Raw genomic sequence first — 25,795 nt, forward strand, 5'->3', positions numbered from 1 at the left:
TCAGGCGCCGAGCGCCCGCATCGTCTGCCGGTTCTTCGCCACCGCTGCCGCAGGGTCGGCGGCCGCCTCGTCGGATTCCTCCTCGAGCACCAGCCAGCCGGTGAAGGCCGGCGCCGCCGCCACCGAGGCGATCACCGCCGGCGTGTCGCAGACGCCGGCGCCGAGCATCGCCCAGTCGCCCGCGGCGTCGACATCCTTCAGGTGCAGATAGCGGATCCGGTCGCGATAGGTGGCGAGGGTGTCGAGGATATCCTGGCCGCCGCGCAGGATGTGGCCGGTGTCCGGCACCCAGCCGACGAGCGCGTCGAGCCGCGCGAACAGCGCGTCGTAATCGGCGCGGTCGAAGAGGAGCGTGTCGTGATGCGAGCTCGGATGCACCGCGACGCCGATGCCGGCCTTCGCGCCCCGCGCCGCGGCGGCATTGTAGAAGCGGGCGGCGGCCTCGAACTTCTCCTCCCGCGCGCCCGGCGACATCACGGTCGCGCTGCCGAGCGACAGCAGTGCGCCGGGAAAGCCTTCGAGGAAGCCGAGCCAGCGGTCGACCGACGCGAGATCGGCATCGCGTGCGTCCGGCTCGGTGAAGCCGCTCGCGCTGCCGGCGGCGAAGGCGACGAGCGTGAGCCCGCGGGCGCCGAGCGCGCGGGCGAAATCGGCCGGCCGTCCGGCATAGTCGCCGATCATCGTGTTGGTGATCTCGATGCCGGCATAGCCGGCGGCGGCGATCGCATCGAGGAGATCGTCCGGCCCGCCGGTGAAGCCGGGTCCGAGCATTTCCCAGGTGTAGGTCTGGCAGCCGACCTTCAGGCCGGCCGGGGTCTGCGCGCTCATTCCTTGACGGCTCCGAGGGTGAGGCTTTCGATGATGTGACGCTGGAAGAACAGTACCAGCAGGATGAGCGGCACCGTGACGACGACCGAGGCCGCGGCGATATCGCCCCAAGGCACGTAATAGAGATTGGTGAAGTTGGCGATGCCGACCGGCACCGTCTGCCGGCTTATACTGGACGTGAAGGCGAGCGCGAACATGAACTCGTTCCAGGCCGCGATGAAGGCGAGCAGGCCCGTTGTGACGAGCGAGGGGAGCGACATCGGCAGGATGATCCGCACGAGCAGGCCGATCGGACCGCAGCCGTCGATCCACGCCGCCTCGTCGATCTCGCGCGGCAGCGTGTCGAAATAACCGAACAGCACCCAGGTGACGAGCGGTACGCCGAGCGCGACATAGGTGATGACAAGGCCGCGATAGGTGTCGAGCAGGCCCCAGTCGGAGGCGATCAGATAGAGCGGCCCGACGATCGCGATCTGCGGGAACATCGACACCGACAGGATGAGCCCGAGTATGCCGAACCGACCCTTCACCTCGAGCCGCGACAGCGCGAAGGCGGCCATCGCGCCGATCGCGAGGCAGACGAACGTCGTCAGGCCGGCGACGACGAGCGAGTTCCACAGATAGCGGTGGAAGCTCTTGGCGACGAAGATGTTCGCGTAATGCTCGAGGGTCGGCGGCGATGGCAGGAAGGTCGGCGTCGGCTGGGTGAGCGCGGCGTCGTACTGGAACGAGGTCGAGAACTGCCAGAGGAACGGCCCGGCCGACCAGGCGAAGATGAGCAAGCCGCCGGCATAGACGAGCAGGCTGCGGAGCGTGCTGCGGGAGCCGGTCATCGGGCGCTCCGCATCTTGCGCATGATGAAATAGCCGAAGCCCGCCGCGATCAGCGCCTCGGTGACGAACATTGCCGTCGACAGGGCCGATCCGTAGCCGAACTGCAGCGTCGAGAAGAGGATCTTGTAGCTGAAGGTCGACAGCGTCTCGGTCGAGTCCGCCGGTCCGCCACCGGTCAGCACATAGACGAGGTCGAAGACGCGGAAGGCGTCGAGGGCGCGGAACATGCCGGCGATCAAGAGCGTCGGCATCAGAAGCGGCAGCCGGACGTTCCAGAAGGTCGACCAAGCCCCCGCCCCGTCGATCCGCGCTGCCTCGATCAGCGATTTCGGCACGGTCTGCAGACCCGCGAGCAGGAGCAGCGCCATGAAGGGCGTCGTCTTCCAGACATCGGCGATGATGATCGTCGCCATCGCATTGTCGATCGAGCCGTACCAGTTGACGTTCTGGTCGATCAGACCGACCGAGCGGAGCAGATAATTGACGAGGCCGTACTGGCCGTCGAACAGCCAGCCGAACATCTTCGAGGTGACGACGGTCGGCATCGCCCAGGGCACCAGCATCGCCGCACGGATCATGCCGCGGCCGGTGAAATGCTCGAACAGCAGGAGCGCCATGGCGAGGCCGATCAGCGTCTCGGCGAGCGTCGAGACGAAGGTGAAGAAGACGGTGTGGCGCCAGGCGTTCCAGAACAGCGGATCGGCGATCAGCGCCTCGTAATTGCGAAGGCCGATGAAATCGTGCTCCTGCGTCACCAGCGAGGTGTTGGTGAGCGACAGCCGCAGCCCTTCGAAGATCGGATAGACGGACACGGCGCCGAGCGACACGGCGACGGGAAGCAGCAGCAGCCAGGGCGTCAGGCGCGACGCCAGACGGCCGGTCCCCTTGCGGGGGCCGGCCTGTTCGCCGAGACGGGCGGTCGCAGCCATCAGCCGCCGACGACCGAGCTGATCTTCTGGTTGGCGGCCTCGAGCTCCGCCTTCACATTGCCGGTCGCGAGGGCGCGGGAGACGCCGGACTGGATGGCGAGCGTCACCTGCGCATATTTCGGCGTAACCGGACGCGGCGTCGCGCCGGTGAAGACCGGCTTCAGCTGCTTCATGAAGGGCTGCTCGGCGCCGAGCTTCTGGTCGTCGAACACGGCCGGTCGCGTCGGCGCGATGCCGAGCTGCAGCGCGAAGTGGAGCTGGATCTCCGGCGAGGACATCCAGGTCAGGAAATCGATCGCCGCCTCGCGGTTCTTGGTCGCGGCGTTGACGCCGTACTGATAGCCCCCGAGGCACGCGGCGCTCGAGCCGCCCGCGAAATGCGGCAGCGGCACGACGCCGACCTTGTCGACGACCTGGGAGGCCTTCGGGTCCTGCGCGATCGAATAGACATAGGACCAGTTGCGCAGAAAGGCCGCCTCGCCGCCGGTGAAGGGCGCGCGCGACGGCTCCTCGTCCCAGCTCAGCACGTCGGACGGGCTGATCTTGTGGGTGTTGATCGTGTCGTGGAGGAACTGGATCGCCTCGACCGCCTTCGCATCCGCGAGCGTGCCGGACTTGCCGTCGGCGGAAAGGATCGAGCCGCCATTCGAGGCGATCACCTCGACCGCGTCGCAGACCAGCACCTCGGCCTGCTTGCCCTGCCAGAGATAGCCGAACTTCGCCTTGCCGCCCTCCTGCAGCGCCTTCGCCGTCGCGACGAGCTCGTCCCAGGTGGTCGGCGGCTTGGCGCCGGCCGTCTCGAGCAGGTCCTTGCGATAATAGAGCATGCCCGAATCGACGAACCAGGGCAGCGCCGTCAGCTTGCCGTCATAGGTGCAGGCGGCCACCGTGCCGGGGAAATAGGCGGCCCGCGCCTCGGCGTTGAAATACTCGTCGAGCGGCAGCGCCCAGCCGGCGCCGGCGAACTCGGCGATCCAGACGACGTCCTGCGTGAAAACGTCCGGCGTGCCGCTCTTGCGGGCGAGCTGCTGTACCAGCGCCTGGTGCACCTCGGTCGAGGCGCTCGGCGGCGGCAGCTCGACATAGGTGACGTGCACCTTCGACTGCGCCTGATTGTACATCTCGACGACGTCGCCGACCGTCTGCTTGCCGAAAAACTTCGCGCTCGCGAAGGTGATCTCGGTGCGCGACTGGGCGCGCGCCCGCGGCACGCCGAGCGCCGCGGCGCCGACGGCCATGCCCGCCCCGGCCATGAACTGGCGGCGGCCGACCATCAGGCGCGATGCGGCCTTCGGCCGTTGCGGTGACGGAGTCGTCTTGTTGGTGTCCTCGGACATGGTCTTCCTCCTCCACGGCGGCCGATCCGCCTATTCTTGTTTGCGCCCATGTTTGCCGCATCTCGCCGATTGGTCAAGCAAAACGTGCGAAAACATGCATGAAGCGGCATCGGAGGGACTTGAGATCAGCGGCGCCTTGGCGCAAAACTGCGGCAAGGCCGCCGCGAAGCACGGCCGTCGGGAGGAGTTCGCCCCATGCGGGACCTGAAGATCGGCGTCGTCGGCTGCGGCAACATCGCCGGAACATACTTGCGCAACGCGGCCCTCTTCCGCGGCGTGCGGCTCACCGCCTGTGCCGATGTCGTGCACGAGGCCGCAGAAAGACGCGCCGCGGAGTTCGGTCTGCGGGCGCTCCCGGTCGGCGCCCTGCTCGCCGATCCGGAGGTCGATCTCGTCCTCAACCTCACCATCCCGGCGGCGCATTTCGACGTCTCGCTCGGCGCGCTCTCGGCCGGCAAGCACGTCTTCACCGAGAAGCCGCTCGCCGTCACGGCGGCCGAGGGCCGGCGCCTCGTCGAGGAAGCGGCGGCGCGCGGGCTCGCCATCGGTTCGGCGCCCGACACCTTTCTCGGCGCCGCCGGCCGGCTCGCCCGGCGCCTGATCGACGAGGGCGCGATCGGCAAACCGGTCGCCGGCACCGCCTTCATGATGACGCGCGGCATGGAGCACTGGCACCCCAACCCGCAATTCTACTATCAGCGCGGCGGCGGCCCGGTGCTCGACATGGGTCCCTATTACCTGACCATGCTCGTCAACCTGCTCGGTCCGGCGCGTCGCGTCACCGCCTTCGCGACCTCCGGCGAGGCCGAGCGGCTGATCACCGCCGACGGGCCGTTCAAGAACACGACTTTCGCGGTCGGTACGCCGACCACGGTCATGTCGGTCGTCGAGTTCGTCGCCGGTGCAGTCGTCACGGTCGGCATGAGCTGGGACGTCTTCAGGCACGGCCAGCACCCGATCGAACTGCACGGCACGGCGGGGTCGCTCCGCCTGCCCGATCCCGACACCTTCGGCGGCACGGTCGAGCTCAGCCGGCGCGGCGCCGCTTGGGAGGAGCACTCGACCGCCCAGATGCTGCACGGCGTCATCAACTGGCCGTTCGGCGCGCCCGACCGGGCGAACTACCGGATGATCGGCATCGCCGATCTCGCCCGCGGCCTCGCCGACGGCCGGCCGCCGCGCGCCTCGGGCGCGTTGGCGCTGCACGTTCTCGAGATCATGGAGGGCATCCTCGCCTCGGCCGAGGCGGACCGGCCGGTCACGCTGCCGGCGGCGGAGATCCGCCCCGCCGCGCTCGGTGAAGGCGAGGCCGCCGGCCTGATGGCCGAGCCGGTTGCGGCGTGAGCGGGCTCAGGCGGCGCCGGCGATCGCCTTCGCCGCCTCGACCACCGCAGCGGGCGCGAGCACGCCGCGGTCGGTGACGTAGGAAGCGACGAGCGCCGCGGGCACGACCTCGAAGAACTGGTTGAAGACGGTGACGCGCCCGCTTGCCGCCATCTCCCAGTCCTCGACCAGTTCCTCGGCGGGCCGCATCTCCATCGACACCTCGGCGGCATCACCGAGATGCACCTTCGAGAGTTCGCCGGCGACATGATAGGGCACGCCGAATTCCCGGCAGATCAGCGCCGCCGGCAGCGAGCCGGTCTTGTTGGCGAACGAGCCATCGGCGAGGATCGCATCGGCGCCGACGATGCAGAGATCGGCCTTCCGCGCCGCGATCGCCATGCCGGCGTCGGAATAGAGTTCGAGCCGCACCGGCAGGTCGGCGAGCGCGCTCGCGAGCAGCCGGCTCTCGCGGAGCGGCCGCGATTCCATCAGCTGGATGGTGAGGCCCGGGCAGGCCTCGGCCGCCGCCTTGAGCACGAAGGTCAGCGATTCGCTGTAGGAATGCGTCATCACCACCTGGCCGGGGCGGAACAGCGACAGGCCGTGCGCCCCGAGCGAGGCGATCGCCCGCTCCGATTCGGCGATGAAGCCGCGCATCGCCGCGGCGATCGCCGCCGCCGCCTCGCCGACCGGCAGGGGGCCGCCGGACGCGAGCGCGTCCCGGGCGATCCGCGCGACGGCGGAAACGCTCGTCATCGACGGCTTGGTCGCGACGCCCCAGCGCGCCGCCTCCTCGATCGCCGCGTCGAAGGCCGCACGGTCGGCGCCGGCGTTCCGCTCGGCGGTCAGCGCGATCACCTCGGCGACGGCACGGCCGAACCGGCTGCCGCCCTTCACCTCGTTGTTGTCGACGGCGGCGCGGATCTCTTCGAGCTTGGGCATCACGGGCATCCTGGAAGGCGGGTGGATCGGGGGGCGAGGATGAGGGATCAGCGGGCCGGACGGCCGCCGAGCCGCGTCACGGTCGCCGCGCCGGCGGCGACGCCGCTTTCGAGCGCGGCTTCGAGGTCCCGGCCGGCGAGATGCGCGGCGAGGAAGGCGGCGAGAAAGGAATCGCCCGCCCCCGTGGTGTCGACCGCAATCACCGCCGGCGGCATCGCGGTGACCGTCCGGCCGGCCTGCCGCGCCTCGGCGGCGAGCGGACCGCGCTTGATCACCACGGTGCGATAGAGGCCGGCGAGCCGGGCGAACTGCGCCTCGGGTTCGGCCGTTCCGGTCAAGACCGCCGCCTCCTCGCCGTTGGGGAAGCAGAAATCGGCGCCCCGCGTCCAGTCGAGGAAATCGGCGGGGCCGATCTCGGCGAGGAAGCTCGCCGAGGCGGGGTCGACCGAGACGGCGATGCCGGCGGCGCGCGCCCGGGCGAGGAAGCCGAGCACGGCCGCCCGCGGCCCGGGCGCCACGAGGGCATAGCCCGAGACATGGACGAGATCGGCGCCCTCAAGCAGCGCGTCGGGCAGGTCGTCGACTGTGAGCGCGTCATTGGCGCCGCGGTCGGTGAAGAAGCTCCGCTCGCCATCCGGCGCGACGAGGGTGACGAGCATGCCGGACGGCAGCGCCGCATCCGCGGCGAGCCGGGGCTCGACCCCCGCTTCGGCGAAGGTCGCGGCGAGCGCATCGCGATCGCCCACGCCGACCCGCGCGACGAAGCGGACGGCGACGCCGAAATGGGCGAACCACGCCGCCTGATTAGCGCCGGAACCACCCGGCAGCATGCGGATCGTCGCGCGCCGGTCCGAGCCGCGGATCATCTCGCCCTCGGCGCGCACGATGACGTCGGTCATCACGTCGCCGATCACCACGACGACCGGCCGGCCCGCCGCGTCAGCCATCTGTCGACTCCGGCGGCGTCAGGACGGGCGCGACGGACCTCGGTTGGCGACGGCGCGCCGCCCGGTGCCGATGCCCCTCCCCGCCCCGCATGCTCAGGCGCACCAGCGGGCGATGGTGAGCGCGATGGCGCGAGTGCAGTCGACGAGATCGGCAACCGAGACGTGCTCGTTCGGCTGGTGGGCCTGCGTCGGGTCGCCTGGACCGAAATTGAGCGTCGGCGTTTTGCCGAGCTCGGTCGGAATGCCCATGTCGGTGTGGGCGCCGGTGCCGGTCAGCTTCGGCGACAGGCCGGCGCTCGCCACCGCATCCTGCATCAAGGTCACGAAGGGATGCTCGGCCGGCACCTCGGCGCAGTCGGCGTCGAGGATCCATTCGATGCGGGCCGGGTGCTGCCGCAGATAGGGGTCGGCGTGGCAGACGGCGGCGATGTGCTCCTCGAACTCGCGCTTCACATGGCCGCCGAGCAGGAACTCGTCTTTTTCGGAAGGCAGGTACTGGATATCGACGACGATCTCCGCCCGGCCCGCCATCGACGCCGGATGCTCGCCGGCCTTGATCATGGTCGGGATGATCTGGTTCGGCAGGTCCATCAGCGGGTGGTTCTTCTTCGGGTCGAACTGCCAGCGGCGGTTCAGGATGTCGATGCCGTCGAGAATCTGGCGGCACAGCCAGATCGCATCGACCGGTCCCGTCGAATACCACGGATTGGGCTGCAGTTCCGCATGGCCGCCGATGCCGTCGATGATGATCCGCGCCCACAGGATGCCGTGGCAGATCGGCGCGATGGTGTTGGCGGTCGGCTCGGTCATGATGCCGACATCGGCGCGCCAGCCGCGATCGGCCATGGCGAGCGCGCCCATGCCGCCGATCTCCTCGTCGACCACCGTGCCCCAGACGACGTCGCCCGACAGCTCGACGCCGATCTCCTTCAGGATCTCGATCGCCATCAGCATGCAGGCGACGCCGCCCTTCATGTCGACGGCGCCGCGGCCGTAGATCTTGCCGTCGATCAGCTCGGACTTGAACGGATCGGTTTTCCAGTGCTCCGGCGGGCCAGGCGGCACGACGTCGATATGGCCGGTCAGGAACACCGAGCGGCCGCCGCCCGTCCCCTTCAGCCGGCCGCCGAGATTCGGCCGGCCCTCGAAGGTGCGGCCCTTATGCGCCGCCGGCCCACCCTTGTATTTCTCGTAGAGCGCCGGGCCGTCGGGATCCCAGAGGTCGGTCTCGAAGCCGATCTTCTCGAGCCGGTCCTTCAGATAGACTTGGCAGTCGTGCTCGCCCGGCCCCGCCTTGGTCGGATCCGACATCACGATCGAAGGGAAGTCGAGGATGTTCATCAGCGTCGCGGCGATGCGGTCCGCCCGCGCGGCGACGGCTTCGGCGATGGTGCGGTCGAGGTCCGACATCAGGCTCTCCGGCGTGGAATCAGGAAATCGAGGAGGAGGACGAGAAGGAGCAGCGCGCCGACGATGCCGACCTGCCAGACGGTCGAGACATTGACGAATTGCAGGCCGGTCTTCAGCGTCACGATCATCAGGACGGCGATCAGCACGCCGATCACGCCGCCCGAGCCGCCGGTGATCGCGATGCCGCCGAGCAGCGCCGCGGCGAGCGATTCGAGCTCGAGGTTGAGGCCGATATTCGGCCGGCCCGAGCCGAACCAGGCGAGCGAGACGAGCGCCGCGAGGCCGGACAGCGCGCCCGACAGGCAATAGGCGAAGAAGCGGATGCGATCGACCCGGATGCCGACGAGATGGGCCGAGCGCTCATTGTAGCCCATCGCATAGAGCCAGCGGCCCCAGGCGGTGAAGGTGAGGATCACCGCCGCCGCGAGATAGGCGGGGAGCACGAGCGCAAGGAAGTGGTAGGGCACGCCGCCGACGAGGCCGCGGCCGAACGGCACCAGCCATTGCGGCACCCCCGACAGCGAGCCGCCGGCGGTCAGCGCCATGGCGAGGCCGCCATAGACGAACAGCGTGCCGAGGGTGGCGATCAGCGGCAGGATCCGGATCCGGGTGACGAGGATGCCGTTCACCGCGCCGAGCAGCGCCCCGATCGCCACCGCGAGCACCGGCAGCGTGACAGGCGGTGCGCCGGCCTGCAGCGCCATCATCGACAGGATGGCGGAGAGCGAGACGATGCCGCCGACCGAGAGATCGATCCCCGCCCCGCCGGCGAGCACGATCAGCGCCTGGCCGAGCGCGACGAGCGCCAGCATCGAGGCGAACTGCAGCACGGTCGAGACGAGCGAGGTCTGCAGGAAACGCGGCTGGTAGAGGCCGAAGGCGGCGACGATCGCCGCGAAGAGGACGAGGAGGATGACGAGCTTCAGCGCCGTCGAAGTGGTGCTGCGGGGCATCACGGCGCTCCGAAGGCGAGCCGGCGCACACCGCCCGATGCGGCGAGACGCTCGAGCGACAGGGCGGCGAGGAGCAGGACGCCGGTGACCACCGGCTGCCAGAGCGAGGGCAGACCGACGATGGTGAAGCCGTTCTGCAGGACGCGGATGAGAAGCACGCCGAGCGCCGTGCCAAGAAGGCTCGCCCGGCCGCCGAGAATGCTCGTGCCGCCGAGCACGACGGCGGCGATCGCATCGAGCGCGACCGTCGAGCCGACCGTCATTTCGACGTTCCGGTAATTGGCGATGTAGAAGGTGGCGGCGAGACCGCACAGCGTGCCGGACACGACATAGGCGGCGAGCCGCACCCGCCGCACCGCGACGCCGGCGAGCCGGGCCCGCTCCTCGGCATTGCCGACCGCGAGCAGATGCAGGCCGAAGGGCGTCCGCCTGAGCACGACGAAGGCGGCGAGATAGGCGGCGAGGATGACGATATAGGAGGCCGGGAGGAAACCGCCGATCCGCGCCGCGAAGATGTCGGAGAGCGAGGACGGCAGGCCGGACAGCCAGCTGCCGCCCAAGAGCGCGAAGATCGCCGTGCGGTAGACGCCGAGCAGGCCGATCGTCGCGACGATCGCCGGGATGCGGCCGAACACGATCACCGCGCCGGTGAAAGCCCCGAGCGCGGCGCCGACGAGCGGCCCGGCGAGCGCGGCGACCCACGGGTCGGCGCCGGCGAGCAGCAGATTGCCGATCGCGATCGCGGCGATGCCGAGCACCATGCCGACCGAGACGTCGATACCGCCGATCGCCAGCACGAAGGTCAGGCCGAGGCCGACGACGAGCAGCTCGACGCTGTTGCGGACGACCTGGTAGAGATTGCCCGCCGAGAGATAGACGGGCGACAGGACGGCGAAGATCGCCATCGCGACGAGACCGGCGACGAGCAGGGTCAGCTCCCGCCCTCCGATCGATCCGGCGATCCTCGCGCCCATGCGCCCGTCTCCGTCTCAGAAGTTGAAGCTGTCGACGTTCTCGGCGGTGAACACCGTCGGATCGCCGAGGAGCAGGATGCCGGTCTTCTCGTCATAGGGGATCGGGTGATCCATCCCCGGCACTTCGTTCGAGGCGACGAAGGGCTTGCCGTCGATCAGCTGCTTGCCGGCCCACACCGTCAGATAGCCGAGCGCCGCCGGGTCCCACAGCACGGTGAAGCCCATCGCGCCGCTCTTGATGTAGGAGCGGGCGGTGTTCGGGCTGCAATAGCCGGTGCCGACCACCTGGCCGACCTTGCCGGCGGACTCGATCGCCTGTCCGACGCCCGGGCAGGTGCTCGAGGCGACGGCGATCAGGCCCTTGAGGTCCGGATTGGCGGTCATCAGGTCGGAGGCGAGCTGGGCGGCGCGGTCCGAGGAGCCGCCGGCGAACTGCGGCTCGAGCAGCGTCACCTTCGGATATTTCTCCTTCACCCGGTCCTGGATGATCTTGATCCAGGCATTGAGGTTGGAGGACGTCGCCTCGCCGGAGACGAAGCCGATCTTCGCATCCTCGCCGACGCGCTTGACGAGCTCGTCGATCAGCGTCTCGCCGAGGCCCTGGTCGGAAGCCTGCGCGACATAGACGTCGCGGCCGCTGTCCGGCGCGTCGCTGTCGGAGGTGAAGAGCTTGAGGCCCTTCGCCTTTGCGTCCGCGACGACCGGAGCGATCGCCGAGGCGTCGATGATCGAGATCGAGATCGCCTCGACGCCCTGATTGACGAGGTTCTGGACGATCTGCAGCTGATCGACCGGGTTGGCATCGACCGGGCCGGTGTAGATGAAGTCGACGCCGAAGGCCTCGGCCGCCTTCTTGCCGCCCTCCTCCATCGAATTGAAATACGGAATGCCGATCAGCTGCGGCACGAAGGCGACGCGCGGCTTGTCCTGGGCATGCGCGGCGCCGGCGAGGGCGGCGAGCGCCACCGTCGCGGCGAGAACGGATTTCAGCATCTTCATGTCTTCATTCCCCTCTGGTTGGCGCGAACCACTCGCGCCTCTTGTTCATCCGAGGTGTTCCAAGGATCGCAGGCTTGGATGGGCGCCCGTGATGAATGAGACGATCTCTTCGGGATCGGTGTCGGCGCGCCGCCGCTCGGCGATCTTGCGGCCGCGGCGGAACACCACCATGCGGTCGGCGACCTCGAAGACGTCGGCAATGTTGTGGCTGATCAGCACGACGGCGCAGCCGCGCTCGGCGAGCCGGCGGACGAGGGCGAGCACCTTACGCGTCTCGGCGACGGCGAGCGCCGCGGTCGGCTCGTCCATGATGACGAGGCGGGCGTCGAGATTGAGCGCCCGGCAGATCGCCACCGCCTGACGCTGGCCGCCCGACAGGCCGCCGACCGGCATGTCGGGATTGGGGATGTGCGCGTCGAGCTCGTCGAGCAGCACGCCGACCCGCCGCCGCATCTCGGCCCGCTTCAGGAACGGGATACCGAGAATGCGCCGCACGTCCTCGCGGCCGAGATAGACGTTCTCGGCGACCGACAGGTTCTCCGACAGCGCGAGTTCCTGATAGATCGTCGCGATGCCGGCGGCCGCGGCGTCCTGCGGCGAGGCGAGGCTCACCGGCCGCCCCTCGATCGCGATCGTGCCGGCGCTCGGCCGGTGCGCGCCGGCGAGCACCTTGACGAAGGTCGACTTGCCGGCGCCGTTGTCGCCCAGAAGCGCGAGCACCTCGCCGCGACGGATGTCCATGTCGACATCGGCGAGCGCGGTGACGCCGCCGAACTGCTTGCCGATGCCGCGCGCCTCGAGAAAAGCGTTGTCCGTCACGGGCTTGTGCTCCTCCTTGGGGGGCTCTCAGCGCGCAGGGCTCTCAGCGCTCCTGCGCCGCCCAGCCGACGATGTTGTTCCAGAGCGTCGCGTAGCCGGGCCATTCGACGAAGGCGTTCGGCACCCAGTGCGGCCCGACATCGGAGGTCCAGGCGACGGTGCGGCCCTTGCCGAACGTGCCGGTGACGAGGAGCGGATGGCCGCCCTCCTCCGCCGGCAAACGCGCCAGCACCTCGGCGCCGGCCTTCGGCAGCACCTCATTGGCGCCGAGCAGCAGCGGCCATTCGCCCGACAGGCCCTCGAGCACCGGATGGTCGGCAGGGCCCGTCAGGTCGGCGCGGAAGCCCTCCGGCACCTCGACACGGTCGTCATAGGGCAGGCAGGTGACCGGCAGCGCCTCCTCGACCGGGGTGCGCGCCCAGCGACCACGACCGTCGATGCCCTGGAAGGTCAGGTAGCCGCCGAACATCACGAGCCCGCCGCCATTCCGCGCCCATTCGCGCAGCAGCTTGAGACGGTTCGGCCGCGGCTTGCCGGTCAGCCACACATCGGGGTGGAGAAGCAGCGTGTTGGCGCCGATGTCGGAGATGACGATCACGTCCCAGGCGCCGAGGCCGTCGAGATCGAAGGGCAGTTCGGTCGCGGCGACGTGCGAGGGCATGTAGGTGACGTCGTAGCGCGCCTTCAGCGCGGCGACGAAGGGCTCGCCGCCGAGGTGGAAGGTGACGCTGCCGAACTGGTCGAAGCCCTTGTAATGAGTGGCGGAGGTCATCCAGCTCTCGCCGAGCAGCAGAACCTTCTTCCTGTCCGTCTTGGTGTTCTCGGCCGTCACGGGCGCCTCCTCGTCGGCTTTTTCGCTTGGGTTGAATCTCGGGGAGCGGCCACGGAGGCCCGCGGCACGAATTCGATCGGCAGGCGGATCACCTCGGCGGCAGCGCCGCCCTTCATGCCGGCGATCACCCGCTGCACACCGATGCGGCCCATTTCGCCGATCGACTGGCGGATCGCCGAGATCGCCGGATCGAAGAAGGCGAGCGGCACGACATCGTCGAAGGTGACGATCGACACCTCGTCCGGCACGGCGATGCCGCGGGCGCGAAACACCTCGAGCAGGCCGAGCATGGTCTGGTCGCTGGCCGCGAAGACCGCCGTGGGCCCAACCGGGCTCGCGAGCATCGCCTCGGCCGCGCGGCGCCCCTGTGCAACCGTATAGTCGCCGGCAAGCGCCTCGACCGAATCCTCGGGCAAGCCCGCTTCACGCGCAGCGGCGCGAAACCCCTCGGCACGCTCGCGCGCGCTCATCAGGGCCGGCGGGCCGCCGGCGAGGAAGAGCCGCCGGTGGCCGGCCTCGATCAGCGCCCGCGCCGCCAGCCTTCCGCCCTCGACATTGTCGGCGAAGACCTTCGACACGCCGGTGCCGGGCACATCCTCGTCGAGCAGCACGACCTGCGCGGCGTGGCCGATCGCGGCCGCGAGCCGGCCGTCCTCATCGGCGTGGTTGGTGACGAAGAGCAGCGCGTCGACGTCGCTGCGGCCGAGCCGCGAGAGATATTCGAGTTCGCGTTCCAGCCGGTTCTCGGTCGCGAACAGCATGATGCCGAGGCCCTCGGCGGCGGCCGCGCGCTCGGCGGCGGCGGCGAGTTCGGCGAAGAACGGATTGCCGATCTCCGGCACGACGAGCGCGATCGTGTCCGAGCGGCCGAGGCTCAGCCGGCGGGCATGGGCGTTCGGCCGGTAGTCGAAGAAGGCGATCGCCGCCTCGATCCGCTCGATCGTGGCGGCGGGCAGGCTGATCGACCCGTTCAGAAAACGCGATACGGCCGCCGGGGAGACCCCGGCGCGGGCGGCGACATCCTTGAGCTTGGCCGGCGCTCGCATTCGGTAAACCGCGTTATCTCTCGTCGCTACGGGTTAGTATACCGCTTTACTAAGATGAGGGTAAAGTTTCCCCACCTCGCTCCGCAAGGGGATTGATGAGGCAGTCCTGCGCATTTTTTAGGCTAAGCGAAACACCCGGGCCGGCGGCGCTGGCACCGCGTGGTTGGGAGACTGCGGAGAGGAGGAAAGATCGGCGGGCGGCGCGGACGAAAAGGCGCCATTTGGCGCGGCGTTTCGGTCGCGCGACGGACGACTCCCGGTCACCAGCTCTCGACCGGCCCGTGCAACAGCGGCGCCTCGCGCTCGAGCCAGGCCACGTAATCCGCGACGCCCTCCGGCATCGGGCGGAACCGCTCGTCACAACCTGCCGCCCGCAACCGCTCCAGCGATGCCCGGGTCGTGCTCTGATAACTCGGGAGGAGCCGGCCGGGAAAAGGCACCCGCCGCACCTCGCCCTGCGCCAGCCGCTCCACGACCGCCCGCGCCACTGCGTCGAACGACCAGGCCTCCCCCGTGCCCACGTTGAAGATGCCCGCAACCTGTGACCGCCAGGCCCAGACGAGGACCGAGACCACATCGTCGACGTGCACGAAGTCGCGCCGCGGCTCGGCACCGCCGGCGGGCGGCTCGAACACCTCCGCAGCGCGTCCCTGCCGGATCTGTGAGAAGAAGCGGAAGACCGGCGAGCACATATCGTCCTTGTGGTGCTCGCCCGGCCCATAGACGTTGAAGAAGCGCAGGCCTGTGACCGGCGCCCGCAGACTGCTCGCCGTCACCTGCCGCACCCGGACGTCGAACAGACGCTTGGAGAGCGCGTAAACGCTGAGCGGCCGCTCGCACTCCGGCTCCTCACGGAAGACGCCGCCATTGCCGTAGACGCCCGCCGAGGAGGCGTAGACGAGCGGCACGCCGCCTTCCTGACAGAGGGCGAGCAGCGCGCGGGAGAACTCGTAGTTGTTCTTCATCACATAGCGCCCGTCCGCTTCCGTCGTCCGGGAACAGGCGCCGAGATGGAACACGATCTCGACCTCGGCCATGCGCCCGGCCAGCGCGGCGAGGCAGTCTTCCTTGTCGACATAGTCTTCGAAGCATGCGGTGGCGACGTTCTTGGCCTTGCGCCCGTCCGTCAGATTGTCGGCGACGAGAATATCGCTGCGGCCAAGGCGGTTCAGCCTGTGGACCAAACGGCTTCCCACCATGCCGCATCCGCCGGTGACGACGATCATCGAATCCGTCCTTCTCAAGCTTCGAAGGGGCTGCTACCCAAACGGAAGGATAGTTGAAAGAGCCATCGCGCGGACGGAGAACCACCGTGCATCTCGACACGGCCGCGATCGGCGCGACTGAGCCCACGCGTGCGCGGCCCCGGATCGCGGTGATGGGCGACCTGATCCTCGACACCTTCACGCAAGGGGAGGTCCGCCGCATCTCTCCCGAGGCGCCCGTACCCGTCCTCGTCTGCTCGGAAGACACCGATATTGCCGGCGGCGCAGCGAATGTCGCGGCCAATGTCGAGGCGCTCGGCGGCCATGCGCTCCTCTTCGGCGTCGCCGGCGACGACGCGCCCGGCAGCCGGCTCATTGCCTGCCTCGACCGTCTGCCCTGGGCGACGCCACCCGTCATCCCGCGGCGCGCCGGCTGGCAGACCCCGCACAAGATCCGTTACCGTGCCGGTGCGCAGCATCTGTTGCGGGTGGATTACGAGGCCGAGGGCGATCAGCCCGAGGCCTTCGAAAGCGCCGGCCTTCTCGCAGCGGTCGAAGCCGCAGCCGGAGCGGTGCGGATGGCGGTGATCTCCGATTATCGGAAAGGCACCCTCGCCCCCGCGGTCTGCCGGGGGATCATGGCCCGTCTGCGCCAGCACGGCGTTCCGGTGCTCGTCGACACCAAATCTACCGATCTTGGCCCGTTCGCGGGCGCTACTCTGATCACGCCCAATCTCGGCGAGCTCGCAAAGTCCGCCGGCCGCCCGGTCGGCTCGCTCGACGAGGCGGCCGACGCGGCGCGGGGCCTGCTCGTCGCGCACGATATCGGCGCCGCGGTGGTGACCATGGGTGCGCGCGGCATGCTGATCGTCGAGCGGGATCGCCATCGCCATCTGCCCGCCCTCGCGCGCCAGCTCTACGACGTGAGCGGCGCCGGCGACACGGTGGTGGCAGCGCTCGCCGTCGCGCTCGCCGAAGACATGGCACTCGACGAGGCGACGCGCTTCGCCAACACCGCTGCCGCGCTCGCCGTCGAGAAGCCCGGCACCGGAGTGGTGACACGCGGGGAGGTCGTCGCCCGCACCGCTCCTCCGCACGCCGTCCCCGTTCTCGACGCCTCCCGCGATGGTGCCGCCCTGCGCGCCCTCGTCGCGACCTGGCGCGCCTCCGGTCTGCGGGTCGGCTTCACCAATGGTTGTTTCGACATTCTCCATCCCGGCCATCTGAAGATCATCACCGAGGCCGCGGCGCATTGCGACCGGCTGGTGGTGGGGGTCAACACCGATCATTCGGTGAAGCGGTTGAAGGGTCCCTCGCGCCCGGTTCAGCCGGAGGATATCCGTGCGATGGCGGTGCGCGGCGTACCGGGCGTGGCGGCTGTCGTCACCTTCGCGGACGACACGCCGGCCGCCCTGATCGCCGCGATCGAGCCCGACCTCCTCGCCAAGGGCTCCGACTACACGCTCGACCGGATCGTCGGCGCCGTCGAGACGATCGCTCGCGGCGGCACGGTCCTGCGCGTCCCGCTCCTCGACGGCCACAGCACGTCCGGTCTCATCCGCACCATGACGCCGGAGCCGAGCCGATGACGCCGCTCGGATCGGATCGGCGACCGCACTCGCGGCGCGGCTCGTGCGACGGTCTCACACAAGGCGGCGTGTCCGCCGCGGCGGCTCGTGGCGGATACGGAGGGGCATCTTGACTGCGAAGGACGACGAACGGCAGCCGGCAGAACCCGATCTCGCCGCGATCGCGGCAGGGCTCGAGGCGATGGAGGCGAGGCTCCACGCTGCCCTGCGACCGATCAATCGACGCCTGCGCGACCTCGAGAACCGGACGCTGCTGCTCTGCCCGACGCCGGAGGTGGCGGCCGGGCTTCAGGAGCGCGTTCTTCGCATCGGCCGGCTGCTGCGGCCGCAGCGCGCCCGAGGCGTCGGCAAGATCCGGGTCGGCAAGATCGGTGATGGCGGCTATGTGCAGCTCGACGATTTCGAGCACACCGACGCCGCCCTCTCGCTCGGTATCGGGACGGAGGTGAGCTGGGACCTCGATGTCGCCGAGCGCGGACTGACGGTCCTGCAGTTCGACCACACCGTCCCTGGCCCGCCGGTCGACCATCCCAATTTCCGTTTCGCCCCGCTCCGGATCGGTCCGCAGAGCGGAGAGGGCGTCGTCGCACTGTCGGACGCCATCGAACGCGCGGCCGGCCGAGACGGACGCGCGATCCTCAAGATGGACATCGAGGGGGCCGAGTGGGATGCGCTCGATGCGACGCCGCTCCCCGTCCTCGCCCGCTGCCGGCAGATCGTCTGTGAACTGCACGGCTTCCAGCAACTCCCCGCACAACGGACGAGCGACTTGGTCCACCGGGTCCTCGCGAAGCTGCATCAGGTGTTCGGGGTGGTCCACGTCCACGCCAACAATGTCGGCCCGATCATCGTGCTCGGGAATGTCCCCTTCTTCTCGACGCTCGAGGTGACCTTCGCGAACCGCGCGGACTTCGACCTGGAGCCGTCCGGAGAGGTGTTCCCGACGCCGCTCGACTCCCCGAACAATCCCGCCGGGCCGGACCATTTCCTCGGCACCTTCGACTTCGGGCCGGACCCCGAACCATCGTCGCCCGACAGCCGGCCCGCAGCCGGAAGCGGGGCCGCCGCATGATGCGCTCGCCCGACCGGGGCGACGCCTCGCCGGCCGGCCACGAAAGCGATGCGCGCGACGACACCCTCGTCGCGCGGAAGGTCTTCGGCGAAGATGTCACTTCGCTCGACGCGGATCGCGTTATCGTGGTGCCGCCGGCAGAAGGCGAGGTGGCGACGGAACGGGATGCCGCCTGCCGCGAAGCGCTCAGACCACACCATGTCGCCGCCTTGGGATGGGACGGCAGGATCGCGATCCGCGCCGGCGATCTGCGCGAAGTCGCCGCAGTCCATCCCGGTGCGGCGACGGATTGTCGGCGCCTGGCGCCGGTTCTGGTGGCCGCCGGGCGTGTCGTGTGGGCCGAGGCGACCGACGATGCGCCGGTCTTCCAGCCGCAAGGTCTCGGCCCGGTCTGGCATGGGCTCGAAGGTCCGCTGCCCGACGGGCTGGCGCGCCTGTCCGCCGCGGGCCTTGCAGTAGGCCCCGCTCCGGTCACGCTTCGCGTGGAGACGCCCGAAGCCGCCGCGACACTGCGGCAGGCGATCTGGGCAAACCCACCCAGCGCGCTCGTCGTGCCCGATGAGGCCGTTCCCGCCATCACCGAGTCGGTGCGGCGCCTCGCGGTCGCCGTGCTCTCGGCGAGTGAATGTGCCCGGCTCGAGCCTGCGGCCGTTGTCCGTCTGATCGGCGCGCGCCAGATCCCGGTGGCGGTGGCGCTCGGCAACGGTATCGGCAACATCATCGTCGGCACCCCGCTCGTCCGCCGTCTCGCCGAGGCGCTCGGCCGCCCCGTCGATGTGCACCTCAACGCCGACTATCCCGGCTGCGAGGTGATTTTCGAGGGGGTCCCCTGGGTCGATGCGGTCCTCACGAGCTCCGCCGATGCGGTGCGCACGCCCTACGCCCTGGTGGTCGCTACGCATTTCTGCCTGGCCCAGCCCAGCGATTACCCGACCGGTCGGACGCTGTGGGCGCGCGAGCACGGCTCGGTCGCGCGGCTGAAGGTCGCGCACGAGGCTGCGGTCAACCTTTCGCTCCTGCGGGGTCCCTTGAGAATCCCTGTTCGGGAGGACGATGTGCGGGGCCAGTTCCTCGGCACCTTCCGCCATCGCCCGGCCGGACGCCGGCGCATCGGCCTTCATGCGGGATCGAAGCCCGGCCGGTGGGCGGTGAAGCGCTGGCCGCATTTCGAAGCGCTCTGCAGCCGGCTCATCGCGCGCGGCTTCGAGATCGTCTGCGTCGGTGGTGCCGACGAACTCGTCGCCGGCGCGCGGGACGAGACGGGCCGCACGCTCTCCGAGACCTTCGCGGCGATCGCCGCCTGCGACGCCTTCATCGCCAATGACAGCGGCCTGATGCACGCCGCCGATGCGATCGGCGTGCCGCTCCTCGCGCTCTTCGGGCCGACCTCGGTGGTGAAGAACGGGCCACTCGGTGCGGCCAGCCGGGTCGTGCGCATCGAGAAGGACTGCGCGCCCTGCCAGTTCGATCCCAACCGCTTCGCCGTCTGCGCGTGCATCGGCGAACTGACGGTCGACCGGGTCGAGGCGGCCTTCGACGCGCTGTGGGCGGAGGAATGCGCCGGCGTCGGACGCGGCACCACGCCCGCAGCCGCCGCCAAAAAACCCGCGCCGGCCGCCGTCGGAGCGGCCGCGCTCGCGCAGGAGCGGGCGGCGGCCGCGCGCCTGCTCGCCGATGCCGAGGCCTTCGGAGCACTCTCCGTCGCCGACGCGGCGCGACTTCTCCATCGCGCGCCGCTGCTCGGCCTCGCCGCGGAAGTGGCCGCCCTCCCCGCACCGGCGGTGATGGCGCTGCCGCGCCGCGCGCCTGCGCTCCTTCGCGCCTATGGGGAGGCTGCCGCCTTCGCGCTCGACGCTGCGGCCTTGCGGTCACGGCTCGACCTGTGCCTGGAAGCGGCGATCGCAGCGCGATCACCCGCGGCGGCCCAGGAGGCACTCTCGCTCCTGCTCGCCCATTGCGGCAAGGAGGCTGCGGCGACCGCCTTGCGCGGGCTGCAGAAGGGCGAGGCCTTCGCGCAGGCGCTTCGGCCGCCGATCCGCGAACTGGCGGCGCTCGCCGATGCGGAGCCCGGCCTCGGCGCGGCTCTGCCGCTCCAACGGCGTATCGAAGATCGGCTGGCGGCCGGAGATCGGCAGGGCTTCGTCGCCGCGGTCAACCAGTGGCTCGCCACCTGGCGCGATCCGCGGACGCTGGCGCTGGCGCTGCGGACGGAAACCGACCGTCTCGCGCGCCTCAGCCTCAGACCCGAGGAAATCTGGCGAAGCGGCGCCGGCGAGCCTCTTCTCGATCTTCTGCTCTTCGCGGGCGGGGTCGATGCACCGCGCGGCGACGCGGAGATGGCCGCGATGGTGGCAGCGGCCCGCGGCGATCTAACGCCCCTCAACACGTTCATGGAGGGTGCTCTCGACGGTCTCGAACCCGTCCGCTTCACGGGAACGGAGCGGCGGGGCGTGCTCGCCTCGGCGCTGCGCTGTTCGGCGCCGCCGGCGCCCTCCTCGTTCGGAAGGGTGTCGGTGATCATCACGGCGCATGCGCCCGACCTGGAGCTTCTCGCCCTCGCCATCACCTCGATCCTGCGCCAGAGCTATCGCGACCTCGAGATCATCCTCGTCGACGATGCGAGCCCGGTGCCGCTCGCGGGACTGCTGCGCCCCGGGCACCGGTCGCACGACCGCATCCGGCTGATCCGGATCGATCGGCACAGCGGCCCCTACACCTGCCGGAACGAGGCGATAGCCGTCGCTTCGGGCGACTGGATCGCCTTTCACGACGCCGACGACATCGCCCATCCGCAGCGTATGGCCGTGCAGATCGCCGCTCTCGCGGCCGACCCGTCGCGGCGGGTCTGCTATGCCGGCCATATGCGTTTCGATGCCTGCGCACGGATCCAGCCGGAGTTCAAGGGCGGCCTCATCGGCGACGGGCCGTCGACCTCGGTCTTTCCCCGCGCCGTCTTCGAGGAGATCGGCCTCTTCAGTCCCGTCCAGTCGCGCGGCGACATTGAGATGCGGGAGCGCGTCGCGCTCGCCTATGGTGCGGACGCGGTCCTGCATCTGCCGCTGCCGCTCCTCTATTGCTCGGGCGGCTTGACACTCTCGATCCGCGCGCAGCGCGAACTCCTTGGGCCGCTGCAGCTTTTCCGTCGCGCCTTTGGTGCCCGGCTGGTCGAAGACCATGCCGGAGCCGATCGTCGGGCGGCGACGCTCGGACCGCTGCCGATTCCACCGGGCCTGCTCGGCGGAAAGCTGAAGGGGCTGGGCGTGAGCCCACCCGCCGGGCGCCGCTGACCCGCGACCCGGCTCAGGCCGTGATCGCCCGCTCGACGAGCGGCAGCAGGCGGGCATCCGCGAGCGCCGCGACCCGATGGCCCAACCCGGCCCGATAGGCCTCGTCCTCCGCGAAGGCGAGAAAGGCGGCGACGCTCGCCTGCCGGACCAGCATGACGAGGTCCCAGGATTCGTCCTCCGGGCCGATCAGGAAGGCGCCGCCCTCGCCGAGGAAGACGAGATCGCCGCCGCTCGCCCGCAGGAAAGGCAGGGTGTGCCGGACATAGCGGTCGAACGCCGCCGCGCCGGAGATCGGCTCGGGCGGCGCGAGCTCCGGATGGGCCGCATAGTCGGCGACGGGGCGGAACCGCAGCAGGTTGAGCATCGTCACGCCGCCCTTGATGCGGCGGCCGACGAAACGGCGACCGGCGGCCTGCGTCGGCTCGATGAAGGCGGGCCAGCCGGTCACGGTGCCGCCTCCGCTGTAGCGGCCGCCGCCGCCTCGGCACCGAAGGCGAGGCGCAGCGCATAGGCCCGGATGTCCTCCGGCCAGTCCGCCATGCGCGCCTCCATCCCCGTGCGATCGTCGGCGAAGAGCGCGCGCGTCGCTTCTTCATAGCCCGGCCGGTCGCCGGCGATCGCCAGCATGAAGCGGTAAGCCGCCTCCTGCGCCGTACGGCGCTCCTGCCGCGCACCACCGTTCCGCCGCGCCTCGTCGACGAGTCGGCGCAGGGCGGCGGACGCACCGCCCGGCTGGGCGCCGAGCCAGTCCCATTGCCGCGGCAGCAGGGTGACCTCGCGGGCCACCACGCCGAGCCGGGGCCGTCCGCGGCCCCGCGGTTCGGCCGTCTCGTGCGCCGCCTCTTCGGGCTGCGCGGCAGCGCGCGGCCGGTAGCGGCCCGCCGGCGCCGCCGCCGGCTGCGTCAGCCGCCCGATCAGCTCCGCCGTACCGCCCCGCAGATCGAGATCGACGACCCTCCCGGTCGCGTCGTCGAAGACGAGCAGCGGCTCGGCCGGCGCCCGCGCCGCGGCCGCCTTCACGGCCAGCGCGACATCGACGAGCGGGCCGGAGAGCAGGAGGCGGGCGCCTTCGAAGGCGGTGGACGGTTTCGACAGGCGGTCGGACATGGACATAGCTCCCAAAGGATCCCGTCCATATACCCGGGTATAATTTCCATTTCAATAAAGGCCGGGTAAAAAAATCCGAACCCGGGGCCGCGGGCTTGCTCTCGGCGCGGGCTCGCGAAAATGATCGGGCCGTGTCGGCGCGGCGACCCCTTACCCGTCCTTGAGACGAGATCCAATGGAGAAGCGGCCAATGCCCAGCACCGTCACCCTGCATCGTGTTCTGACGACCCGCCCGGAAAAGCTCTATCGCGCCTTCGTCGAGCCGGACGCGCTCGCCCAATGGCTGCCGCCGAACGGCTTCGTCTGCACCGTCCACCACGTCGAGCCCCATGTCGGCGGCACGTTCCGGATGTCCTTCCGGAACTTCACCAATGGCGAGAGCCATGCCTTCGGCGGCGAGTATCTGGAACTCGTCCCCGGCGAGCGCCTGCGCTACACGGACCGGTTCGATGATCCGGCGCTGTCCGGCACGATCACGGTGACGGTCACGTTGAAGGCCGTCTCGGTCGGCACCGAACTGACCATCGTGCAGGAGGGCATTCCGGACGTGATCCCGCCCGAGGCCTGCTATCTCGGCTGGCAGCAGTCGCTGCGCAATCTCGCCCGGCTGGTCGAACCCGAGATCAACGGCTGAGGCGGGCCGCAAAGGCCCCGCGGCGCCGCACGATCAGGAGGAGGAGCGATCATGACGACCCCGAAGAACACGATCTGCCTGTGGTTCGAAAGCGAGGCCGAGGCGGCCGCCCGGTTCTATACGGAGCTCTTTCCGGACAGCGCGATGGGCGAGGTGTTTCTCGCGCCCACCGACTATCCCTCGGGCACGGCCGGTCAGGTGCTGACCGTCACCTTCACCGTCGCCGGCATTCCCTGTCTCGGGCTCAATGGCGGCCCGGCCTTCCGGCACAGCGAGGCCTTCTCCTTCCAGATCGCCACCGACGACCAGGAGGAGACCGACCGCTACTGGAACGCCATCGTCGCCAATGGCGGGCAGGAGAGCGCCTGCGGCTGGTGCAAGGATCGCTGGGGCATCTCCTGGCAGATCACCCCGCGCGCCCTGACCGACGCCCTCGCGGCGGGCGGCGCGGAGTCGGCGCGCGCCTTCGCGGCGATGATGACGATGGGCAAGATCGACATCGCCGCCATCGAAGCCGCGCGCCGCGGCTGAGCGAAGGCCGCAAGGCCGGCATTCCGGCCGACCGACAGGGCCGAGGACAGGCGCCCCCACTCCACGGCGGGGGCGTGCGGACCGCCGTCGGCGCTCAGAGCGCCACGACGCGCGGGGCGGCATCCGCGGTGTGGCGGATCGTGTTGACGAGCGGCAGGCCGAAGGGAGCGGCGGCGATCGCGATGCGGTCGCCCGACTCGATCTTCAGACCCTCGGAGAAGCTGAGCAGGCTCGCGCCGTAGTAGTAGACGTGGACATCCCCCGGCCGGCGGAAGCCGGCATATTTGAAATGGTGGTGCTCCAGATTGGCGATCGAATGACACATGTTCGCCTCGCCCGACAGGAACACGCTCGACCAGATCTCGCGGCCGCCGCGCGACACCGACACGCGCCCCTCGACATGATCCGGCAGAGCGCCCACCAGGAGCTCCGGCCCGTAGGACGAGGCGCGCAGCTTCGAGTGCGCCAGATAGAGGTAATTGCGCTGCTCCATCACATGATCGGAGTACTCGTTGCCGAGCGCGAAGCCGACCCGCAGCACCGCGCCGTCCGGCGCGATCACATAGAGCCCGGCGATCTCCGCCTCCTCGCCGCCGTCTTCGGCGAAATCCGGCCGGTCGAGCGCCGCGCCCGGCGGCACGGCCCAGCTTCCGTCGCCCTTATAGGCCCATTCCGGCTGAACGCCGATCGCGCCCGGTGCGGGCTTGCCGCCCTCGATGCCGAGCTTGAACATCTTCATCGAGTCGGAGAGATCATCGGCGGCGAGCTTGGCGTGCATCGCGTCGCGCGACTGCGCGCTGCCGAGATGGGTGAGCCCGGTAATGGCGAGGACGGTGCGCGCGGGCTCGGGATGATCGAGCGGCAGGAGGAGCCGCCCGGAAGCGGCGAGCGCCGCGGCATCGACCGTCTCCGGGCGGAGGAGGGTTTCGACATGGGCCGCAAGGCCGCGTCCGGCCGCATGGGCGGCGAGCGCCAGATCGCGGACCGACGTCGCGTCCACGACGCGGTGCGCCGGCGCGCCCGGCATCAGCGCCGCGACGCCGCGGCCGCCCGCCTCGGTCAGGAACTGCAACAGCCGCATCGGATCCTCCCGGTGACATTACCACTATCGTATGAGTATATATCCGCATTCAGCCTGTCCATGGGAGGAAACGGCAATGAAGGCAACGGACCGACGTCCGCTCGGCAAGTCCGGCATCGAGGTCACGCTCTTGGGTCTCGGCGGTGCCCCGCTCGGCGATCTCTATGAGGCGATCCCCGAGGACCGGGCGCTCGCGACCATCGAGACGGCCTACCGGCTCGGCGTCCGGCTCTACGACACGGCGCCCTATTACGGCCAGGGCATCTCGGAGCACCGTTTCGGCCATGTGCTGCGGCAGCGGCCGGACGAGCGCGACGAGATCGTGCTGTCGACCAAGATCGGCCGCTACATGGTGCCGGAGCACCGCTCGAAGGTCGATCACAGCGTCTTCAAGGGCGGTCTCGATTTCCGCCTGATCGCCGATTACAGCTATGACGGCACGATGCGGGCGCTCGATCAGAGCTGGCAGCGGCTCGGCATGAACCGCATCGACATCGTCCACATCCACGATGTCGACGTGCGCAGCTGGGGCGGCGTCGAGGCTTATGAGGCGCGCTTCAAGGAGGCGGCCGACGGCGCCTACAAGGCGCTCGACGAGTTGCGCTCCGCAGGAGTCGTCGGCGCGATCGGCGTCGGCGTCAACGAGATCGAGCCGCTGCTCGCCTTCTCGAAGGTCGGCGATTTCGACTGCTTCATGCTCGCCGGCCGCTACACGCTGCTCGAGCACGCCGCGCTCGACGAGTTGCTTCCGCTCTGCGAGACGCGCGGCATCGGCATCCTGACCGCCGGACCGTATAATTCGGGCATCCTCGCCACCGGCGCCCGGCCGGGCGCCAAGTACAACTACCAGCCGGCGCCGCAGGACATTCTCGACCGCGTCGCCGGGATCGAGGCGGTGTGCGGCCGGCACGGCGTCCCCCTCCCCGCCGCTGCGGTGCAGTTCCCGCTCGCCCATCCGGCGATCTCGGCCATGGTGCCGGGCGCGGTGCGGCCGGAAGAGGTCGAGGCGAATGTGAAGCTCGTCGAGACGCCGATCCCGGCCGATTTCTGGGCCGAGCTGAAGCACGAGGGCCTGCTGCGCGCCGACGCACCGACCCCCTGACGAAAGAAGCCC

At 69.9% G+C, this 25,795-nt stretch carries 24 protein-coding genes; 7 read left to right on the forward strand and 17 right to left on the reverse strand.

The features are described 5' to 3' along the window. Genes GGQ63_RS03145 through GGQ63_RS03160 form a run of 4 tightly spaced genes read right to left on the reverse strand, consistent with a single transcriptional unit; the run spans nt 1 to nt 3,927 of the window. The gene (locus GGQ63_RS03145; protein ID WP_183852377.1) at nt 1-828 is read right to left on the reverse strand and encodes a sugar phosphate isomerase/epimerase family protein; all 828 of its coding nucleotides are present in this window, start codon (nt 826-828) and stop codon (nt 1-3) included. Beyond that, nucleotides 825-1,661, reverse strand: coding sequence for a carbohydrate ABC transporter permease (locus tag GGQ63_RS03150; RefSeq protein ID WP_183852380.1), 837 nt, complete (start codon nt 1,659-1,661; stop codon nt 825-827). The genes GGQ63_RS03145 and GGQ63_RS03150 overlap by 4 nt, the downstream gene beginning before the upstream one ends. Continuing rightward, the gene (locus GGQ63_RS03155; protein ID WP_183852382.1) at nt 1,658-2,590 is read right to left on the reverse strand and encodes a carbohydrate ABC transporter permease; all 933 of its coding nucleotides are present in this window, start codon (nt 2,588-2,590) and stop codon (nt 1,658-1,660) included. Before GGQ63_RS03155 ends, GGQ63_RS03150 begins: the two co-directional genes overlap by 4 nt. Next, nucleotides 2,590-3,927, reverse strand: a complete 1,338-nt coding sequence (locus GGQ63_RS03160) for an ABC transporter substrate-binding protein (protein ID WP_183852384.1) — start codon at nt 3,925-3,927, stop codon at nt 2,590-2,592. Before GGQ63_RS03160 ends, GGQ63_RS03155 begins: the two co-directional genes overlap by 1 nt. 195 nt (nt 3,928-4,122) lie before the next feature. On the opposite strand from GGQ63_RS03160, the gene GGQ63_RS03165 reads away from it, so the two are divergent. Continuing rightward, nucleotides 4,123-5,271, forward strand: coding sequence for a Gfo/Idh/MocA family protein (locus GGQ63_RS03165; RefSeq protein WP_183852386.1), 1,149 nt, complete (start codon nt 4,123-4,125; stop codon nt 5,269-5,271). A gap of 6 nt (nt 5,272-5,277) precedes the next feature. Here GGQ63_RS03165 and GGQ63_RS03170 read toward each other — a convergent pair whose 3' ends face one another. From GGQ63_RS03170 to rfaD, 10 genes are all read right to left on the reverse strand, one after another. Beyond that, nucleotides 5,278-6,195, reverse strand: coding sequence for an eIF2B alpha/beta/delta subunit family protein (locus GGQ63_RS03170; protein WP_183852388.1), 918 nt, complete (start codon nt 6,193-6,195; stop codon nt 5,278-5,280). A 47-nt stretch (nt 6,196-6,242) separates the two neighbouring features. Further along, complete coding sequence (locus GGQ63_RS03175; protein WP_183852390.1) at nt 6,243-7,142, reverse strand: carbohydrate kinase family protein; 900 nt, start codon at nt 7,140-7,142, stop codon at nt 6,243-6,245. Between the two features lie 93 nt (nt 7,143-7,235). Next, nucleotides 7,236-8,552 (reverse strand): M20 family metallopeptidase, encoded by a 1,317-nt coding sequence (locus GGQ63_RS03180; RefSeq protein ID WP_183852392.1) that lies wholly within the window; start codon nt 8,550-8,552, stop codon nt 7,236-7,238. Continuing rightward, nucleotides 8,552-9,505 carry an ABC transporter permease gene (locus GGQ63_RS03185; protein ID WP_183852394.1) on the reverse strand — a complete coding sequence of 318 codons (954 nt, stop codon included), beginning with the start codon at nt 9,503-9,505 and terminating at the stop codon, nt 8,552-8,554. The genes GGQ63_RS03180 and GGQ63_RS03185 overlap by 1 nt, the downstream gene beginning before the upstream one ends. Beyond that, nucleotides 9,505-10,479: an ABC transporter permease gene (locus GGQ63_RS03190; protein WP_183852396.1), complete on the reverse strand. Its 975-nt coding sequence runs from the start codon at nt 10,477-10,479 to the stop codon at nt 9,505-9,507. The genes GGQ63_RS03185 and GGQ63_RS03190 overlap by 1 nt, the downstream gene beginning before the upstream one ends. Before the next feature lie 15 nt (nt 10,480-10,494). Then, the gene (locus GGQ63_RS03195) at nt 10,495-11,478 is read right to left on the reverse strand and encodes an autoinducer 2 ABC transporter substrate-binding protein (RefSeq protein ID WP_210308351.1); all 984 of its coding nucleotides are present in this window, start codon (nt 11,476-11,478) and stop codon (nt 10,495-10,497) included. 45 nt (nt 11,479-11,523) lie between these two features. Next, nucleotides 11,524-12,297: an ATP-binding cassette domain-containing protein gene (locus tag GGQ63_RS03200; RefSeq protein WP_343061063.1), complete on the reverse strand. Its 774-nt coding sequence runs from the start codon at nt 12,295-12,297 to the stop codon at nt 11,524-11,526. Between the two features lie 43 nt (nt 12,298-12,340). Beyond that, the gene (locus GGQ63_RS03205) at nt 12,341-13,129 is read right to left on the reverse strand and encodes a glutamine amidotransferase (protein ID WP_343061064.1); all 789 of its coding nucleotides are present in this window, start codon (nt 13,127-13,129) and stop codon (nt 12,341-12,343) included. Beyond that, a complete protein-coding gene (locus GGQ63_RS03210; protein WP_183852398.1) occupies nt 13,126-14,175 on the reverse strand; it encodes a LacI family DNA-binding transcriptional regulator in 1,050 nt (349 codons plus the stop codon). The genes GGQ63_RS03205 and GGQ63_RS03210 overlap by 4 nt, the downstream gene beginning before the upstream one ends. A 260-nt stretch (nt 14,176-14,435) precedes the next feature. Then, nucleotides 14,436-15,401 (reverse strand): ADP-glyceromanno-heptose 6-epimerase, encoded by a 966-nt coding sequence (rfaD, locus tag GGQ63_RS03215; RefSeq protein ID WP_183852400.1) that lies wholly within the window; start codon nt 15,399-15,401, stop codon nt 14,436-14,438. Between the two features lie 152 nt (nt 15,402-15,553). Here rfaD and GGQ63_RS03220 point away from each other — a divergent pair, with 152 nt between their 5' ends. The 3 genes from GGQ63_RS03220 (at nt 15,554) to GGQ63_RS03230 (ending at nt 21,328) form a co-directional block, all read left to right on the forward strand. Beyond that, the gene (locus GGQ63_RS03220) at nt 15,554-16,969 is read left to right on the forward strand and encodes a PfkB family carbohydrate kinase (protein ID WP_183852402.1); all 1,416 of its coding nucleotides are present in this window, start codon (nt 15,554-15,556) and stop codon (nt 16,967-16,969) included. Between the two features lie 109 nt (nt 16,970-17,078). Further along, nucleotides 17,079-18,041 (forward strand): class I SAM-dependent methyltransferase, encoded by a 963-nt coding sequence (locus GGQ63_RS03225; protein ID WP_183852404.1) that lies wholly within the window; start codon nt 17,079-17,081, stop codon nt 18,039-18,041. Further along, the gene (locus GGQ63_RS03230; RefSeq protein ID WP_183852407.1) at nt 18,038-21,328 is read left to right on the forward strand and encodes a glycosyltransferase; all 3,291 of its coding nucleotides are present in this window, start codon (nt 18,038-18,040) and stop codon (nt 21,326-21,328) included. Before GGQ63_RS03225 ends, GGQ63_RS03230 begins: the two co-directional genes overlap by 4 nt. A 13-nt stretch (nt 21,329-21,341) precedes the next feature. Here the strand turns inward: GGQ63_RS03230 and GGQ63_RS03235 are convergent, their stop codons facing one another. Both GGQ63_RS03235 and GGQ63_RS03240 read right to left on the reverse strand, forming a co-directional pair. Further along, nucleotides 21,342-21,776, reverse strand: coding sequence for a DUF1330 domain-containing protein (locus GGQ63_RS03235; RefSeq protein WP_183852409.1), 435 nt, complete (start codon nt 21,774-21,776; stop codon nt 21,342-21,344). Beyond that, nucleotides 21,773-22,435, reverse strand: a complete 663-nt coding sequence (locus GGQ63_RS03240) for a DUF2239 family protein (RefSeq protein ID WP_183852411.1) — start codon at nt 22,433-22,435, stop codon at nt 21,773-21,775. Before GGQ63_RS03240 ends, GGQ63_RS03235 begins: the two co-directional genes overlap by 4 nt. 190 nt (nt 22,436-22,625) lie before the next feature. Here GGQ63_RS03240 and GGQ63_RS03245 point away from each other — a divergent pair, with 190 nt between their 5' ends. Further along, nucleotides 22,626-23,069 carry an SRPBCC family protein gene (locus tag GGQ63_RS03245; protein WP_183852413.1) on the forward strand — a complete coding sequence of 148 codons (444 nt, stop codon included), beginning with the start codon at nt 22,626-22,628 and terminating at the stop codon, nt 23,067-23,069. A gap of 51 nt (nt 23,070-23,120) precedes the next feature. Beyond that, on the forward strand, nt 23,121-23,600 hold the full coding sequence (locus GGQ63_RS03250) for a VOC family protein (protein WP_183852415.1): 480 nt from the start codon (nt 23,121-23,123) through the stop codon (nt 23,598-23,600). A 94-nt stretch (nt 23,601-23,694) separates the two neighbouring features. On the opposite strand, the gene araD1 is transcribed toward GGQ63_RS03250, so the two are convergent. Next, nucleotides 23,695-24,681, reverse strand: coding sequence for an AraD1 family protein (gene araD1, locus GGQ63_RS03255; RefSeq protein ID WP_183852417.1), 987 nt, complete (start codon nt 24,679-24,681; stop codon nt 23,695-23,697). Between the two features lie 76 nt (nt 24,682-24,757). Here araD1 and GGQ63_RS03260 point away from each other — a divergent pair, with 76 nt between their 5' ends. Beyond that, nucleotides 24,758-25,783 carry an aldo/keto reductase gene (locus GGQ63_RS03260; RefSeq protein WP_183852419.1) on the forward strand — a complete coding sequence of 342 codons (1,026 nt, stop codon included), beginning with the start codon at nt 24,758-24,760 and terminating at the stop codon, nt 25,781-25,783. Nucleotides 25,784-25,795 lie beyond the last annotated feature (12 nt).

The sequence above is a fragment of the Prosthecomicrobium pneumaticum genome (assembly GCF_014199915.1).
GTDB classification, from domain to species: Bacteria; Pseudomonadota; Alphaproteobacteria; order Rhizobiales; family Kaistiaceae; genus Prosthecomicrobium; species Prosthecomicrobium pneumaticum.

Excerpts from the sequence above, each read along its gene's own strand:
- GGQ63_RS03165 (WP_183852386.1), top strand. The coding sequence starts at position 4,123 with ATGCGGGACCTGAAGATCGGCGTCGTCGGCTGCGGCAACATCGCCGGA.
- GGQ63_RS03220 (WP_183852402.1), top strand. The coding sequence starts at position 15,554 with ATGGGCGACCTGATCCTCGACACCTTCACGCAAGGGGAGGTCCGCCGC.
- GGQ63_RS03250 (WP_183852415.1), top strand. The coding sequence starts at position 23,121 with ATGACGACCCCGAAGAACACGATCTGCCTGTGGTTCGAAAGCGAGGCC.
- GGQ63_RS03230 (WP_183852407.1), top strand. The coding sequence starts at position 18,038 with ATGATGCGCTCGCCCGACCGGGGCGACGCCTCGCCGGCCGGCCACGAA.
- GGQ63_RS03180 (WP_183852392.1), bottom strand. The coding sequence starts at position 8,552 with ATGTCGGACCTCGACCGCACCATCGCCGAAGCCGTCGCCGCGCGGGCG.
- GGQ63_RS03245 (WP_183852413.1), top strand. The coding sequence starts at position 22,626 with ATGCCCAGCACCGTCACCCTGCATCGTGTTCTGACGACCCGCCCGGAA.
- GGQ63_RS03210 (WP_183852398.1), bottom strand. The coding sequence starts at position 14,175 with ATGCGAGCGCCGGCCAAGCTCAAGGATGTCGCCGCCCGCGCCGGGGTC.
- GGQ63_RS03170 (WP_183852388.1), bottom strand. The coding sequence starts at position 6,195 with ATGCCCAAGCTCGAAGAGATCCGCGCCGCCGTCGACAACAACGAGGTG.
- GGQ63_RS03155 (WP_183852382.1), bottom strand. The coding sequence starts at position 2,590 with ATGGCTGCGACCGCCCGTCTCGGCGAACAGGCCGGCCCCCGCAAGGGG.
- GGQ63_RS03190 (WP_183852396.1), bottom strand. The coding sequence starts at position 10,479 with ATGGGCGCGAGGATCGCCGGATCGATCGGAGGGCGGGAGCTGACCCTG.
- GGQ63_RS03240 (WP_183852411.1), bottom strand. The coding sequence starts at position 22,435 with ATGTCCGACCGCCTGTCGAAACCGTCCACCGCCTTCGAAGGCGCCCGC.
- GGQ63_RS03150 (WP_183852380.1), bottom strand. The coding sequence starts at position 1,661 with ATGACCGGCTCCCGCAGCACGCTCCGCAGCCTGCTCGTCTATGCCGGC.
- GGQ63_RS03185 (WP_183852394.1), bottom strand. The coding sequence starts at position 9,505 with ATGCCCCGCAGCACCACTTCGACGGCGCTGAAGCTCGTCATCCTCCTC.
- GGQ63_RS03145 (WP_183852377.1), bottom strand. The coding sequence starts at position 828 with ATGAGCGCGCAGACCCCGGCCGGCCTGAAGGTCGGCTGCCAGACCTAC.
- rfaD (WP_183852400.1), bottom strand. The coding sequence starts at position 15,401 with ATGATCGTCGTCACCGGCGGATGCGGCATGGTGGGAAGCCGTTTGGTC.
- araD1 (WP_183852417.1), bottom strand. The coding sequence starts at position 24,681 with ATGCGGCTGTTGCAGTTCCTGACCGAGGCGGGCGGCCGCGGCGTCGCG.
- GGQ63_RS03195 (WP_210308351.1), bottom strand. The coding sequence starts at position 11,478 with ATGAAGATGCTGAAATCCGTTCTCGCCGCGACGGTGGCGCTCGCCGCC.
- GGQ63_RS03160 (WP_183852384.1), bottom strand. The coding sequence starts at position 3,927 with ATGTCCGAGGACACCAACAAGACGACTCCGTCACCGCAACGGCCGAAG.
- GGQ63_RS03260 (WP_183852419.1), top strand. The coding sequence starts at position 24,758 with ATGAAGGCAACGGACCGACGTCCGCTCGGCAAGTCCGGCATCGAGGTC.
- GGQ63_RS03175 (WP_183852390.1), bottom strand. The coding sequence starts at position 7,142 with ATGGCTGACGCGGCGGGCCGGCCGGTCGTCGTGGTGATCGGCGACGTG.